A 13,510-nucleotide genomic window follows, 5' to 3' on the forward strand; every position below is an offset into this window, starting at 1 on the left:
CTACTCGTCTAGTCATGTGAGCCGTTGATGACATCCACGCCGGAACGCGAGCCGGATTCGATGGCTGGGGCCATGAAGGTGTCGGAGAGCCAGAACCCGAACAGGGCGATCAGGACGACGATCCAGATGCGGACGCCGAGGAACTTGACCGCTCCCCAGGCGAAGAAGCCGAGGACGGCGACGAGCGGCAGGCTGACGGTCACGGGTACGGAGTCCTTTCAGCGGACGGGGCAGCGGTGGGTGCGGGCGGCGAGTTCGGCGGCGGCGCGGCTGTCGTAGTCGGCGGAGAAGCCGCAGCGCGGGGCGGTGCACGCGGCGGTGTGCTTCTCGCGCCCCCGGCCGTCGTAGAAGGTGCCGACCTGGACGGGGCCGATGCGGGTGACGGAGCGGAAGCGACGGTTGGCGGTCATCCGGATCTCCTTTCAGAGCTGGTCAGATCTGTGCGGCGATGGCTTCGGCCATGGGTGCGGGGACGCCGAGGCGAGCGCGCAGCGTCGGGGTGTCGATGGCCGCTCCGGTGCGGGTCCGATGCTCGGCAGCGACCTTGCGGGCGTGCTCGACCAGGGCGGCCGGGACGGATACCGCAGGAGCAGGAGCAGGTGGAGTGAGCGCAGCCGTCGGCACGGGCGCCGGATCTGCGGCCGGTAGTGCGGGCGGTTCGGGGACGGGTTCGGCGCGCTCCTCCTGGTCCACGTCGTCCGCAGAGGTCTCCCCCACGTCCTCCGCCACTTTCGGCACCGAGTGCGCGAGGAGCGTTCCGCCGAGGAAGGCGACCGCGGGCCAGCCCGCGACGAGGATGCGCAGCCAGGCCGGCCCATGGTCGAGGTCGAGCAGTCCGGCGGTGGCGATGTTCGCCCCCAGGGAGGCGGTAAGGGCGATGACGAACCAGCACCAGCCGGACGCTTTGGCGTCGCCGGTTCGCAGTTGGCGCCAGGCGGCGACGAGCAGAAGGTCGACCGAGACGGGATACGCCCATGCCTTCCACCCGTCCTGACCGGCCGCAAGGGCGATGTCGTGCAGGTGGGCGAAGGACAGCGCGGCAGCGATGACCGCTTGGACGAGTACCGCATCGACGCGGGCCAGTAGGGCGCGCATGCTGGGGGGCTCCTTCCTGTTCGAGGCATGGGAGGGGTAGGGACGTGGCGCGAGACGGTCACGCCGACTGTGGTGGAGCGAGGTAGTGCCTAGCGGCTCAGCCGGAAGCGGCGCACGGCTGCACGACTCGGAGCGGGTGCCTTGACCGGCCGCACCGGCACAGCGGGCCGGAAGGGCTTGAGCGCGGGCAGGTCGGGGACCAGGTGGGCCGACTCGTGGCAGATCTCGGCGGCCTCGCCGAGGGAGAGATACGGAGTGCGGATGCGGGACCAGCCGCCGGAGGTGTCACCGGCCACGGCGAGGCCGGGCAGTTCCGGGGCGATGGCGCAGGCGGCGGAGACCGCTTCGGGGGCGATGTCGCCGAGCGCCATCTTGGCGGAGGCTTCGTCGTTGACGCGGTGGCAGACCCGGCCGGAGAGCTGAGCCCGCAGCATGGTCGCCCCCTTGCCCAGCTCGGCGCCGAAGCGCTGCCCGCAGACCTCCAGGTAGATTCCGGCGGCGCGGCCGAGCTGGGCGAGGCGGATGAGCTGGGTGACCATCTCGTCCCGCCGATCCTCATCCTTCCGCGTGGCGACGAGGAAGAGTTCCGCGACCTCGTCCACGAACAGCACGACGGGCACGGGCCGTTCGTGCTCCGGCAGGCCCCAGATGTCAGAGGTGATCTCCTCATCCGGCGTCCCCGACGCGATGCCCTGCCGAGCCTTGATCAGGTCGTAACGGTCCTCCATCTCCGCGATGAGCACGGGCAGCAGTTGAGCAGCCTGCCCAGGGTCGGTGGCCAGGGCCGACAGCCGGGCGGCGAAGGGCGCCAGCTCCACACCACGCTTGCAGTCGATGCCGACCAGGGCGACAGGCTGCCGGGCGAGTCCGGCGACGAGGTGGCGCAGGTACATGGACTTGCCCGACAGCGTCGCACCGAGGGTCAGTTGGTGAGGAACGGTCCGGTAGTCGCGTACGAACGGCGTGGCGTCCTCCCGCAGAGCCACCGATATCTTCAGCGACCCGGCCGGAGACTTGCGCGCCATACGGACCTTGCGCAGCACGTCGAAGCCGACGAGCCGCAGTTCGACGACACCGGGCTTGACCGTCGTCACGTACACGGCGTGAACGCCCCAGGCGTGCCGCAGCCGTTCGGCCGAGGCGGCGACGTCGGCGGGTTCCTGCCCGGGAGCGAGCCGCAGACGGAGCCGTAGCCCGGTCGAGGTGGGCCGGATGATCCCGCGACGCGGCGGAACGGGCCGCACTTCACGCCGACTCGTGGCCTTGACCGCCAGGACCCGCAGCCGGGACGGAGCCACGGTCAGACCGCAGGCTTCCATGACCGAGCCGTACGAGCTGAGCAGCCGAGCCGTGGACAACGGCAGGCCGACCGTGGACCAGTAGACGCCGGGGTGTTGGGCCCGGGCGTAGGCGGCCCCACCGCCGAGTGCTGCGACGGGACCACCCACCTCCAGAAGCGTTGCCAGATCGGTCATCAGGCCGAGGCCCCCATGACTGCGGGGAAGGCGGCCGGGGTGACGGCGGCGGCGCGGTAGGCGATGCCGTGACGCTGCTGCCCGTTGAACACGCTCTCCCACGGCCGGGCCACCAGGCCGGGCAGCGAGATCGGAGCACCGAGCGCCAACCCCTCGGAGACTCCGCTCTCCGGAATGGTGACCTTGATCAGAGCCGACTCCCCCTCCTCGATGTAGACGACGCCGATCGTCATCAGTGCCTCGCCGCTGTTGACGTCCTTGGCGATCTCGCCGGTCTGTCGGTCGCGAACCTTGGGTTCGGGTGCCTCGGTCAGCAGGATCGTCGCGGCCGAGGTCTCCACACGGATGGTGCGCAAGACTTCTTCCTATCTACTCGTCTAGATGAGTGCCATTCTGCGACCCGGTGGATCCGGGAACGTCGGCCACTCTGACACACAACTTGCCCACTCGTCTATACGAGTATGCATGTTGGAGTAGACGAGTTCGAAGAAGAGACATGGCCCGCCGCCCGACCGCGCGACGTCACCCGAAGGAACCGTCCTCACGGATGGCGAAGAGCTCGCAGCCGTCGTGCTCGAAGCGGGCACGACCATCGAACGGCGAGTCAGGCTGAGTGCAGACTCCCCAGTCCCGCCCCAGCTCTCCACGCAGCGCGACCCAGAAAAGACAGCCTCCGCACTGCTCGTCGAACCACTCATCCCGGTAAGTCGGTTGGTCAGTAGTCCGGTTCAGCGCCGGCAACCAGCGCTCGTGGCAATCGTCGTTGTGTTCACGGTCATCACCTGTCCAAGCTCTGTCAGGCGTCGAGCGATCCGCGTTCACGTCGCCGGAAGCTGATACGACAGCACGTACGCGTCCGCCGCCATGACGGTGTCGCAGACCTCCACGGGCCGCTTCTCGGTGTCGTACGCGGTACGGATCAGATGAATTACAGGGACGCCGGAGGCGAGATGCAGCGTCTTGACCTCGGACGGCGAGGGCATCCGGGCCCGGATCTCTTCCTCGAAGTGGTCGAGGTGGTGGCCGAGTTCTTCGAGCCGGGCGTAGATGCCGCCGGGGCCGGGATTGGGTTCGGCGATCTGCGTACCGCGGGCGATGTCGAGGGGGAGGTAAGAGGTAGCGAACTCGACCGGACGACCGTCGAGCAGATACCGGCGCCGCCGAGCGAGCACACGCCGTACGGACCCGAGCCGGGCGGAGATGTCCTGCGTGGCCTTCTCTTCCTTGACCTCCAGGCTGTCCACCTTCGGGTGACTGCCGGCAGCGTCCGCTTCCACGATGAACGCGGACTTCCCCTGCTCGCGGTGGCGCCGGGCGAACCGGTCGGAGGCGAGCCGCCGCACAGGTGGTCGCGGCCGGACGAACACACCCTTGCCGTGCTCGGCGTGCACCAGGCCCTCGCCCTGGAGTACCGAGAAGGAATTCCGGACGGTCATCCGGGATACGCCGTAGTGCTCGACAAGCTCAGCTTCCGAAGGCAGCTTCTCCCCTTCCTTGAAGCGCCCACGGTCGATGGCCTCGCGCAGCTGGTCGGCGATCTGCCGGAAGACCGCACGATCGCTCGTGGGATTCAGGCCACCGAGCAGGGACGGAAGAGAGGTCACGAGTACTCCTTTAGGTATCTAGACGAGTGGGCGAGTGTTGTTGCTACGGTTGAGAGCCTAGCCATCTGAGAGGGCCGAGGAACGTGACCACTGACCGTCCGCACTCCGTGAGCGTTGCCGGAGTCATCGTCGACGACCAGGGCCGGGCCCTCTTGATCAAGCGCCGCGACAACGGCCACTGGGAACCCCCGGGTGGCATCGTCGAGCGGGAGGAAACCCTCCCCGAGGCGCTTCAGCGCGAAGTCCTCGAAGAGACCGGCATCAAGATCGCGCTTCCCGCGACCCTCACCGGCGTCTACAAGAACATGACGGGCCTGATCGTCTCCCTGGTCTTCCGCTGCGAGGCCGCCGACGGCACGCCAACCACCGGGGACGAGACCCGCGCTCTGCGGTGGGCCACCCGTGAAGAAGTCACCGACCTTGCCGACGAGGCGTACGCGATCCGTGTCCTGGACGCTCTGGACGCGTTGTCTCCACCGGTCGTCCGCGCACACGACGGCGTGAAACTCGTCTAGTCCGAACCCGCTGTACATGGCGGCCTACCAGCATAAAGGAACTTGTATGCACGAGTATACGAGCACCGCGCGGGTCTGGGGACTCACTTGCCCAGGTTTCCCGGAAGAGGTGAGCAGGGCCCGCCGCTGGACCCGGGACATCCTCAGAGGCTCGCCACTGGCCGACGACGCCGAACTGATCGTGAGCGAGCTGAGCGCGAACGCGATTCTGCACACTGCCAGCGGCCGGCAGTCGGGCAGCTTCCATCTGGCTCTCGCGATCTCACCGCAGATGGTCGCCCTGTCGGTCACGGATGCCGGAGGCACCGGCCGGGCCCCGAAGGTCGAGCACCAGGACCAGGAGGCGGAGCACGGCCGGGGACTGAGCATGGTCAGCGCGATCGCCCACCGGGTCGTGGTCCACGACAGCGACGGAGGCCACACGGTCACCGCGGAACTCTTCACAGGGGTCCGTCCAGGAGGCCACCCATGCTGAAGAACGAACCGCAGTGGGGCTACTGGTGCGAGTGCTGGACGGAAGACCTCGCGGAGGGAGGGGCGCCGGAGCTCCGAGCATCCTTCGACGCGCACTCAGCACCGCAGGCGGATCGGTGGGTAGCGGTGGCACTCCGCACGATCTCACCGGCACTCGATGCCGACGCTTCCGACGAAGCTTGGGAGTGGCTGTACGAGGGCCGCGCAGAGACCCGACGAGCCCTCTTACGCATGCAGCCCTGCACAGTCTCAGTGACGCACGCCAGCACCCGCATCACCTGGACCATCCGCCCGGTCGTCTTCCTGCCACTCGCACACCAACAGGGCATCGAACTTCCGGCCTGCGCATACGACTTCAAACCCAGAAACATCCACTGACAACGAAGCAGCTGGTTCCGTCTCGCACCGTACGAGGCCCTCTTGGCTGACGCCGCCTCACAGGCTTTCCTGGTGCCAGGGGGAGGCATCTATGGCGGACGAGAACGACGTTCTACTTGAGCTCTGGAAAGGGCAACGCGAGGAGGCCCGCCAGATGGAGAATCAGCGGGCAGCCCTGACCAACATCGTGATCATCGTGACGGCAGCAGCACTGGGGTTCCTGACCCAACATGGCCGCCTCGGGCTTCCATCTCTCGGTGTGACATTGCCTCTGAGTGTCTTGGGGACCTTTGGCGCCGTCGCCAGCGCCAAGTACGGAGAACGCTGGGCAGTCCATTCGGGCCTGGCTGACCGCATGAGAGCCGAGCTTGGGACACGCCATCCTGGGTTGAACCTGCCGAGCCTAATAGCGGCGAACGAAGTAGAGCACCGGGAAGAGTTTCCTCGGTCCGCCAAGATGCGCATCTGGATCCTCTGGGTGACGCTTCACACCGCGATAGCCACAGCCGGACTGCTCCTCAGCCTGTGGATCGCGGTAGACCAGCTGTGGCTAGCCTGAGCCGCACAGAACCCTCCAGGGCCGGTGAGTTACAACTTTCTCTACTGGTTCAAGGCCCGGCTGCGCTCCGCTCCGCCGGGCGCGCTTACGGCTCCGCCGCCCTGCGCGCTCATGCCTTCGGCCCGCGCTCCGGGCGCTGCGCCGACGCGCGCCCACGGGTAGACAAGCCGGGCTGATAAGTGGCGATCGCCGCACGAGCGCGGCCGCGGTCACAGAGATGCCTCCGGTGGGGGCGCTCCAACTCCGGTATGGAGAGGCGCCGTTCGCGGGTGCCGGCCGATTGGTGTGTGGGGAGCTTCCATCCTGCCTGCCGTCGACCCGGGCATAGCCAAGGGGCGCGCTCCACCTTAACGCCCTGGACAGGCATCTACGGGGGGGGGTGGGTCGACGACAGCCGGGATGGCAGCAGAGATGAACGACTTTCGTCGGAAAATTCGTGCAACCTATACCCGGTTCTACCAGGCGTAGTTAGCATCAGTGGTTAACGTACGAGCCACCTAAGGCGGACGGGCATGGTCGGACGCCATGGGGCTACTGCGACCAGCCCAGCTCGGCGGTACCTACGGCAGATTCACATCAATTTCTGCATTCAGGGGGAATTATGGCAGAGAATTCAAGAATTATTCAGTGTCACGCCTGCGATAGAGCGACCATGGCAACCGTCCGCGGTCGCTATGATGTGGATTTCAACAAATCCCCCAAGGATGAAATTAATGCAAGTTACCTCCTTGTCTCTTGCGAGAGGTGTGGATCGGCTCAACTTCTCGGTGTGGATATATTCGACGCCGAGGATGATTTATTGCAAGTAGTTTGGCCAAAGAGTTCGACTGGTGATCTTAATGCGGCAATACCGGGGCCGTTGATTCGCGAGATGCGGCAGGCACATTCCTGCTTTAAAACGAAGGCGTACACGGCGGCGGCGGTGATGGTACGTCGCACACTTGAAGGCCTGTGCGCGGAGCAAGGGACGACACCGAAAAAGCCGCTATTTAACGGACTCAAAGAACTCCGCGACTCTGGAAAGATCGAAGGCCGACTCTTCGATTGGGCGCAAGCGCTTAGGGTCATTGGCAACCAAGGAGCCCATTTCAGTACTACGGCTGTGACGCGAGAAGATGCTGCGGACGCTTTGGCTTTGGCTGAAGCTCTGTTGGATTACGTATACGTTTTCACTGCCAGATATGCGGAGTTCGAGCAACGTCGCGCATCTAAGTCGGCGAATACTTCCCCTAACGCGGATACATAGGAATTTTCGCTGCGGGCGATTACGAAGTCGGCCCCCAGCTTTCCGTGCTGAGAGCTCCGGCCGTCGTCACGGGCCGGCCGTAGCCGCTTGCTCTGGTTGGCGAAAAACCCCAATAGCGTGGCTGGGGCCGGTAGGGGTGCGGCGAGGCACACGCGTGCGTGCTAGGTCGGCGCACCCGCCGTCGTGGCTGACTGTCGTCGGCTTAGCTTCGTGCCACTGCCGTGCCAGATGCAGAGGGCAGCCATGGTCAACAGGGGTGTCTGACGGTCGAGTTCCCAGCAGCCTGACGAGGTATCTAAGCCCCAGCCCAGCGGCACGATGCCCCCGCCTCTCTCCTAAAGCGCGTGTCGCAGGTTCGAAGCCTGCCGGGGGCACAAGGGAAAAGGCCCCGGACCGATCATGGTCCGGGGCCGCTCCACCTTGACGCCCTGAACCACGCCCGCTCCACGGTGTGTGGGTCGACGGCGGACGGGATGGAAGATGGGGTGAGTGGTGGGCAGAAGAAGAGATCTCAGTACAGGTGCGCCCACCTAGGCCTACTCCACCATCGGCCTTCCACGCTCATCACGGGTACGTTTGGTGGCGTCCTGTGCCAGGCCGGCAATGCCAAAGATGCCAGTCACGGCGCCGGGGACAGTAAGCCACCAGTACCAGCCTCCGTTCAGGACGCTCGCGGCGACGAGGCCCCCAGCAATCAAGATGAAGACGATCGCAAGCGCGATACCGAACGGATCCCGCCGCTTCTCATCCTCGACCTGGATCATTGAGCGGATACTGTCTTCGATGTGCGCGCGGAGTTCAGGAACCAACTCACTGTCTGCCGGCAAGAGGCTCATGAGTTCAAGGTCTGACCTGATCCGCTCCCGCCCACGGGGCTCTCTCCTCGACGCTCGACCATCACGCCCCCGACACCCACAACAGCTACAGCCACGCTCGCAAGAGGTCCCCAATCCATGTGAACGAAGTTAGATCAGCCAAGTCACGAACGTCAGGAGGACGACGCAACGGGAGTGACAACCGTGCCCGACCGAGCAGGAAACCACAGGGAACACCGGGCAGTCACGGCAGCCGGAGACGAGAACGGCCCCCGACCAAACACCCAGGTCGGGGACCGTTTTGCTGCTCATCGCGCGGTGGGGGCAGGATTCGAACCTACGGCCACATCGCTGCGACGACCGTCTTCAAGGTCGTCAACTGTTCAACTGGGCCATTGAGGCGTGCCAACTTCGCCGTCAAGCTACTACGCAGCTCCAATCTCCACCAAGCCCGACTTTCCCACACAAGTAGCTCAGCGTGTGGCTAGCATGTGCTCATGCAGACGAACAACACCGGGCCAGCTGGCTTCTGGAGCTACACGCACCGCGATGATGAGATCGACGAGGGTCGCATCAAGCGCTTGGCCAAGAAGATCGCAAACGAATTCGAAGGAATCACGGCAGAAGAACTGCATGTATTCCTCGATAAGAACGATATCAAATGGGGAGACGAATGGAGAAACAGGATCGATACCGCACTAACTGGATCAACTTTCTTCATGCCTATCGTCACTCCAAGATTCTTCAAGAGCGAGGAATGCCGCAGGGAGATCCTCACTTTCGCCGGGCATGCCAAAAGCTTGGGACTGGAAGAGCTACTTCTTCCAATTCTTTACTTTGATGTACCGAAACTCCGCGAACCGAATCCGAGCGATGAAGTCATGGCTCTCGTTGCGCAGCGCCAGTACGAAAATTGGACCGACCTCCGCTTGATGGATGAGGAGTCTCCAGAGTATCGCCAAGCGGTACATCGCTTGGCTAAACGACTGGTAGAAATCCTCGAACGCGCCGCCGAGGTGGATTCGCCGCCTATCAATTCTCCCGAAGGCACTGAGGCAGACGAAGAGCCTGGAATGCTTGAGTTGATGGCGGACACTGAATCTGCACTCCCTCGATGGGCTGAAGTAATGCAGGAGTTCATCGAGACGATCACCGAGATCGGCGAAAGCGTCAGGTCCGCAAATGAAGAGATGGAACGGTCGGACGCTCGCGGCAGCGGATTCGCTGGCCGCCTCCGGATCACTCAGGATTTGGCGAAAAAAATTACGACACCGGTTGACAGAATGGGGGATCTCGGAAATCAGTACTCTACTGAGCTGGTAAAGATTGATCCTGGTGTCCTGCGAGCAATTCGCCTAGTTGAGCTTGAAGGAATTTCACCAGGTCAGGAGGAGAAAACAAAAGAGTTTTTTGACACCATCAAGAACACTGCATACCAGATGCGCCTTATGGTCGGAGGGGCACGAGAGTTTGCTGACTCACTAGAGGGAGCTTCGGGGTTGAGTAAGTCTATGCGCCCCCTCATTCACAAGATGCGCGGAGCCTTGCAACAAATCGTGGACGGACAGGCAGTTCTCGATGAATGGGAGCGTCGAATCGAGGAAGTGCAAGAAAGCAGCAATTGAAGGACCCTGCCCAACTGAGGGTTCCGAACCCGTCGCAATGTTAGCCCCCGCTTGGCCCGACGCGAACAGGCTGACCCTTTTCACGACGGGCCGGTGGTGCTGGCCTACGGCGCACCAGCCGACGCTAGCGGACTGATCGTAGGTCAACACCCAAACCAGCCCTTAGCGGTCAGCTGTCCTCTGGACTGCCAGAGTTCGCTTCGGTAGGGGAGCCGGTGACGCGGTCGTGCGCCTTCTCTGCAGCGACCATCACGAGCGCCACCAATCCACTTAGCTCCAGGAACTTGCCAATGATGCCATCCGCGGTCTCGCTGGAGAATGTCACCGTCATCAAGGACGTCATGAGGACGGCGCCGATGTACAGGGCAAGCTGACGGCGGCTCACCTTGACCGGGAGATACTCAATGACCTGCAAGGCGGCGAAGTCACGGACGATGTCCTCCAACTCAGCCACCAACTCATCGGGTACATCGTCCTCAAACGTGGTCGCGTAAGCATCTTCCACTGCGGCTGCGGCGGTCGCGAGTTGAGCCTGCCCGAGGGTACGGAGCCCTTCCATCGTGCTAATCAGCTGGGACAGGCCGGTGGCGCCGCTCATGTTGAGGCTGGCCTGCATCTGCCGCTGAGCTTCAGCAAACGAGAGCAGGTTCCTGGACAGGCCACTCATGTCGAGGCTGGCCTGCATCTCCCGCTGGACTTCAGCAAACGAGAGCAAGTTCCTGGACAGGCCACTCATGTCGAGGCTGGCCTGCATCTGCCGCAGGCTTTCAGCAAACGAGAGCAAGTTCCTGGACAGGCTGGCCAGGGCCGGCGAGTCGGCGCGAAGGAGTTGCAGCGACGTCTCAGGCATCTCGGGTGTGGTCACCATGTCAGCCACCTTGCCACAATGAGGGCGATCTGAGATGCGGGGTCTGCAATGCACGAGCGATGAGGCAACAGGCGTGCTCGCAGCCTTGCACGGGCCTCTGTTCGCACAGCATCCGCATGACGGTCGCCGAGGGATGAGGGGTGCGGGGTGCGGGCCGCGGTCTCCCGCAGGCTGTTCTCTTGCCCGCGCAGGTGTAGGGCCGCGGTAAGCATGGCCTAGTCGGTGACGCTCGCCCCGCCGGTCGACTCGGAAGCGGAACCCCGAGTGGTTTTGTGATGTGGTACCGCAGTGGCAGCAACGGCCAGCACCCAACATGCCGTCACGGCCTTCCCCGCAGCCTGCATGACCTTCAATGACCGATCTTCCCAAACCTAAGTATCAGAAGGCTTCTGACATCCACAGCTGACATCAACGACGCTATCCAGTTGCTTGGATGCGGCTGGTCGGTAATGACCACGAGAGTCATGCCCGGAGTGTCCGCATGCTCGACCGCGTACGTGCACGGCGACCAGGCCAGTCCCTGGGAGTACGTTGGCCTGCCTCGTAAGCGCCAGCGGTAGGCCGTGCCATCAACAACGATCCGTCGTGAGCCCTTGCGGACCAGTGCCATGACTCCCCCTTCAACAGCAAAGGATGCTAGCGAACCGGGTGCCGCCCTCCGTCTCAATTTCCGTCTCATTCAGCGCCGTTCACGGCCGTTCAGAGCAGACCGAAGCCGGTACCCGCTCCAGCGGCAGACCGTCCATGAACGCAGGTGAACGGCCCCATCCGCGGCACCGCGAAGCGCCACCACAGTTGGGAAGCGTGTTGGTCTGCGTGGAAACTCGGGCCCAGGACGTCGCCAGTCGCGGCAGCTAGGTTGAGGACGTGGACGAGGAAGCGATCACCATCAGGCTCACGCGCGATCAAGCCTTCGTGCTGTCGGACTGGCTCTACCAAGTCATGTTCCAGTCCGACGACCTCGAAGGGATCGTGCACGACCGAGCCGTCTGGTCACCGATCTACGCGATCTCCGGCACGCTCGACAAGACGCTGAGCGAGATCGTCATGCCCGACTACGGCCCGCGCCTTGAGGCGGCCAAGGAACGCCTCCGCGCCGATCTGTACGGCAGAGCCGAGGAGCCGACGGCATCAGGTCAGGACACTACTGGCGCACCAGATAGAGGGGGAACAGCAGGGAACCACTGTGAAAGCGACCACAGGCAGTGAGACCTGACGTCAGCCGAACGCCCAGTTAAGCAGCCTCACCCACACCCAATGCCCCGCAGCTTCCCAACCTGATGGCGAGGCAGGACAGTTCAAGGACGCGGCCCCCTTGCTGGATTCCCGCCTCCTACGCTCGAAGCATCGTGCCCTCAGCCGCCAGCCCTCGCTACCGTTGAGCCGTTGCCCGCACGCCCTTCAGGAGCTCTCATGCCCATCGTGAAGCACACCTATGACGCGAAGTTGCATCGCGAGGGCACGGTGGGAAGGCGGGGCAGCTGTTCATGGCATGGCGAGAAGGCTTGCTCGGAACAGCCGACCAGCAGCTACGAGACGCCAAACGGAATGATGGCTGCATGCCCTCGCGCCGAGCGCCAGATCGAAGATCTGTACAGCACAAGCGCCAGCGGGCGAACGCGGGTGGCTCGGTCTGACATCCACGAGTGACATCAACGACGACGGACGTTGGCACCCCTGGGCAGTCTTATATGGCCGGCGCGGCCGGGAGGTGACTCGGCAGCACCGAGAAGCGATCGAACTCCTAAAGCGGGTGTCGCAGGTTCGAATCCTGCCGGGGGCACCGGTTCAGTAGGGGGTCCCCTCCGAAATTTCGGAGGGGACCCCCTACTGACATCCAGATCTTGCCCCTAGCTGATTGGTATGGACGTGACCGGCCGGACTGCGGTGAAGTCCTGGACCTCATCGCGAGTGGCGGAGAGCAACAACAGCCACTCGTCGCAACCCTGCCACGGGTAAAGGTCGCCGGCCCCTCCACGCACCACGCGCGGTCCGTCTCCGGCGCGAGGGCGTGCGTCTGTCGGCGCGTCCGTGAAATGCGGGATCCACACATCGGCGCAGATCTCGTTCGCCGACCCCATCGCCGTCAGTCCGAAGGAGTTCTCAGCCGCGGCGGTGCGCTCCTCGTCGGCGAAGTCGTCCAGCACCTGGTCCTCGTCCGGTCTCCCGTCCCCGCTGAAGGTCAGCGTGGTCGTGCCGGCCCGGGCCGCGTACTCCCACTCCGCCTCGCTGGGCAGCCGGAACGGCAACGCTCCGAGCAGGTCGTCCAAGTCGTCCTCGAACCGGGCCGTGCTCGATGCCGATTCGGTGAAGCTGTCCTCGTACTCGGGCAACCAGTGCCGTACTTGCGCCACCGTGAGCGGATGCCGGGCGAGCAGGAACGGCTCTACTCGTACTTCTCGCACCGGGCGGGCCCGGTCGGCACCGGCGAAGAACGCTTCGAGATCGTCATCGGCGTCGCCCGCCCGCTCGATGGCGCGAACGGCGTCCAGTTCCGCGTCGGACAAGCCCATCCGGAACGTCCCACCGGGAACAACCCGGAAGACCACTCCGGAAGGGGAGTGCCGCCAAGCCGGCCGACCGTTCACAATCTCCTGAACCCACATGATGCCGGACGCTAGCAGCCGAACATCCCAGACGATGCCCGGGAAGGAACGGTGGTCAGCTGATCACCTCTTGGACGCCACAGCCCCGCACCGCTACCGCACCAGATCGAGCAGGGAACAGCGGGGAACCACGGTGAACGCAGCAGGCCCCAGCAAGGCCCCAACTTGGCCGTTCACCCAGTTCAGCTCCAGAATCAGCCGCAAACGCTCGCAGCTTCCCAAGCTGAGGTAACAGCCAAGTCACCGGCGG

Annotated in this window: 18 protein-coding genes; 8 read left to right on the forward strand and 10 right to left on the reverse strand. The window is 64.2% G+C overall.

The annotated features are described in order from the left end of the window. Positions 1 to 8: 8 nt before the first annotated feature. From J8N05_RS03090 to J8N05_RS03120, 7 genes are all read right to left on the reverse strand, one after another. Positions 9 to 203: a hypothetical protein gene (locus J8N05_RS03090; RefSeq protein WP_210880937.1), complete on the reverse strand. Its 195-nt coding sequence runs from the start codon at positions 201 to 203 to the stop codon at positions 9 to 11. A 15-nt stretch (positions 204 to 218) separates the two neighbouring features. Continuing rightward, positions 219 to 410: a mobile element transfer protein gene (locus J8N05_RS03095; protein ID WP_210880938.1), complete on the reverse strand. Its 192-nt coding sequence runs from the start codon at positions 408 to 410 to the stop codon at positions 219 to 221. 22 nt (positions 411 to 432) lie between these two features. Then, entirely contained in the window at positions 433 to 1,095 is a 663-nt protein-coding gene (locus J8N05_RS03100; RefSeq protein WP_210880939.1) for a DUF2637 domain-containing protein, read from the reverse strand. 89 nt (positions 1,096 to 1,184) lie between these two features. Next, a complete protein-coding gene (locus J8N05_RS03105) occupies positions 1,185 to 2,570 on the reverse strand; it encodes an FtsK/SpoIIIE domain-containing protein (protein WP_210880940.1) in 1,386 nt (461 codons plus the stop codon). Then, the gene (locus tag J8N05_RS03110) at positions 2,570 to 2,926 is read right to left on the reverse strand and encodes an SCO3933 family regulatory protein (protein WP_210880941.1); all 357 of its coding nucleotides are present in this window, start codon (positions 2,924 to 2,926) and stop codon (positions 2,570 to 2,572) included. The genes J8N05_RS03105 and J8N05_RS03110 overlap by 1 nt, the downstream gene beginning before the upstream one ends. 166 nt (positions 2,927 to 3,092) lie before the next feature. Beyond that, entirely contained in the window at positions 3,093 to 3,392 is a 300-nt protein-coding gene (locus tag J8N05_RS03115) for a DUF3027 domain-containing protein (protein WP_210880942.1), read from the reverse strand. Further along, a complete protein-coding gene (locus J8N05_RS03120) occupies positions 3,389 to 4,174 on the reverse strand; it encodes a GntR family transcriptional regulator (RefSeq protein ID WP_210880943.1) in 786 nt (261 codons plus the stop codon). Before J8N05_RS03120 ends, J8N05_RS03115 begins: the two co-directional genes overlap by 4 nt. Before the next feature lie 107 nt (positions 4,175 to 4,281). Here J8N05_RS03120 and J8N05_RS03125 point away from each other — a divergent pair, with 107 nt between their 5' ends. The 5 genes from J8N05_RS03125 (at position 4,282) to J8N05_RS03145 (ending at position 7,346) form a co-directional block, all read left to right on the forward strand. Further along, positions 4,282 to 4,689 carry an NUDIX hydrolase gene (locus tag J8N05_RS03125; protein WP_210889992.1) on the forward strand — a complete coding sequence of 136 codons (408 nt, stop codon included), beginning with the start codon at positions 4,282 to 4,284 and terminating at the stop codon, positions 4,687 to 4,689. A 46-nt stretch (positions 4,690 to 4,735) separates the two neighbouring features. Then, positions 4,736 to 5,164 carry an ATP-binding protein gene (locus tag J8N05_RS03130; protein WP_210880944.1) on the forward strand — a complete coding sequence of 143 codons (429 nt, stop codon included), beginning with the start codon at positions 4,736 to 4,738 and terminating at the stop codon, positions 5,162 to 5,164. Beyond that, positions 5,158 to 5,541 carry a hypothetical protein gene (locus tag J8N05_RS03135; protein ID WP_210880945.1) on the forward strand — a complete coding sequence of 128 codons (384 nt, stop codon included), beginning with the start codon at positions 5,158 to 5,160 and terminating at the stop codon, positions 5,539 to 5,541. The genes J8N05_RS03130 and J8N05_RS03135 overlap by 7 nt, the downstream gene beginning before the upstream one ends. 91 nt (positions 5,542 to 5,632) lie before the next feature. Next, the gene (locus J8N05_RS03140; protein WP_210880946.1) at positions 5,633 to 6,100 is read left to right on the forward strand and encodes a hypothetical protein; all 468 of its coding nucleotides are present in this window, start codon (positions 5,633 to 5,635) and stop codon (positions 6,098 to 6,100) included. 652 nt (positions 6,101 to 6,752) lie between these two features. Beyond that, positions 6,753 to 7,346 (forward strand): DUF4145 domain-containing protein, encoded by a 594-nt coding sequence (locus tag J8N05_RS03145; RefSeq protein ID WP_210880947.1) that lies wholly within the window; start codon positions 6,753 to 6,755, stop codon positions 7,344 to 7,346. A gap of 536 nt (positions 7,347 to 7,882) precedes the next feature. Here the strand turns inward: J8N05_RS03145 and J8N05_RS03150 are convergent. Beyond that, the gene (locus J8N05_RS03150; RefSeq protein ID WP_210880948.1) at positions 7,883 to 8,182 is read right to left on the reverse strand and encodes a hypothetical protein; all 300 of its coding nucleotides are present in this window, start codon (positions 8,180 to 8,182) and stop codon (positions 7,883 to 7,885) included. A 476-nt stretch (positions 8,183 to 8,658) separates the two neighbouring features. On the opposite strand from J8N05_RS03150, the gene J8N05_RS03155 reads away from it, so the two are divergent. Then, positions 8,659 to 9,786, forward strand: a complete 1,128-nt coding sequence (locus tag J8N05_RS03155; RefSeq protein ID WP_210880949.1) for a toll/interleukin-1 receptor domain-containing protein — start codon at positions 8,659 to 8,661, stop codon at positions 9,784 to 9,786. A 169-nt stretch (positions 9,787 to 9,955) separates the two neighbouring features. On the opposite strand, the gene J8N05_RS03160 is transcribed toward J8N05_RS03155, so the two are convergent. Next, positions 9,956 to 10,654, reverse strand: coding sequence for a hypothetical protein (locus tag J8N05_RS03160; protein WP_210880950.1), 699 nt, complete (start codon positions 10,652 to 10,654; stop codon positions 9,956 to 9,958). A gap of 867 nt (positions 10,655 to 11,521) precedes the next feature. Between J8N05_RS03160 and J8N05_RS03165 the strand changes: the two genes are divergently transcribed. Then, positions 11,522 to 11,863: a hypothetical protein gene (locus J8N05_RS03165; protein WP_210880951.1), complete on the forward strand. Its 342-nt coding sequence runs from the start codon at positions 11,522 to 11,524 to the stop codon at positions 11,861 to 11,863. A gap of 204 nt (positions 11,864 to 12,067) precedes the next feature. Then, a complete protein-coding gene (locus J8N05_RS03170; RefSeq protein WP_210880952.1) occupies positions 12,068 to 12,304 on the forward strand; it encodes a hypothetical protein in 237 nt (78 codons plus the stop codon). Positions 12,305 to 12,504: 200 nt separating this feature from the next. Here J8N05_RS03170 and J8N05_RS03175 read toward each other — a convergent pair whose 3' ends face one another. Beyond that, a complete protein-coding gene (locus J8N05_RS03175; RefSeq protein ID WP_210880953.1) occupies positions 12,505 to 13,167 on the reverse strand; it encodes a formylglycine-generating enzyme family protein in 663 nt (220 codons plus the stop codon). Positions 13,168 to 13,510 lie beyond the last annotated feature (343 nt).

The organism is Streptomyces liliiviolaceus (assembly GCF_018070025.1).
Classification (GTDB): Bacteria; Actinomycetota; Actinomycetes; order Streptomycetales; family Streptomycetaceae; genus Streptomyces; species Streptomyces liliiviolaceus.

Coding starts and splice junctions, on each gene's coding strand:
- J8N05_RS03095 (WP_210880938.1), bottom strand. CDS start 410: ATGACCGCCAACCGTCGCTTCCGCTCCGTCACCCGCATCGGCCCCGTC.
- J8N05_RS03100 (WP_210880939.1), bottom strand. CDS start 1,095: ATGCGCGCCCTACTGGCCCGCGTCGATGCGGTACTCGTCCAAGCGGTC.
- J8N05_RS03105 (WP_210880940.1), bottom strand. CDS start 2,570: ATGACCGATCTGGCAACGCTTCTGGAGGTGGGTGGTCCCGTCGCAGCA.
- J8N05_RS03130 (WP_210880944.1), top strand. CDS start 4,736: ATGCACGAGTATACGAGCACCGCGCGGGTCTGGGGACTCACTTGCCCA.
- J8N05_RS03135 (WP_210880945.1), top strand. CDS start 5,158: ATGCTGAAGAACGAACCGCAGTGGGGCTACTGGTGCGAGTGCTGGACG.
- J8N05_RS03140 (WP_210880946.1), top strand. CDS start 5,633: ATGGCGGACGAGAACGACGTTCTACTTGAGCTCTGGAAAGGGCAACGC.
- J8N05_RS03145 (WP_210880947.1), top strand. CDS start 6,753: ATGGCAACCGTCCGCGGTCGCTATGATGTGGATTTCAACAAATCCCCC.
- J8N05_RS03150 (WP_210880948.1), bottom strand. CDS start 8,182: ATGAGCCTCTTGCCGGCAGACAGTGAGTTGGTTCCTGAACTCCGCGCG.
- J8N05_RS03155 (WP_210880949.1), top strand. CDS start 8,659: ATGCAGACGAACAACACCGGGCCAGCTGGCTTCTGGAGCTACACGCAC.
- J8N05_RS03160 (WP_210880950.1), bottom strand. CDS start 10,654: ATGGTGACCACACCCGAGATGCCTGAGACGTCGCTGCAACTCCTTCGC.
- J8N05_RS03170 (WP_210880952.1), top strand. CDS start 12,068: ATGCCCATCGTGAAGCACACCTATGACGCGAAGTTGCATCGCGAGGGC.
- J8N05_RS03175 (WP_210880953.1), bottom strand. CDS start 13,167: ATGGGCTTGTCCGACGCGGAACTGGACGCCGTTCGCGCCATCGAGCGG.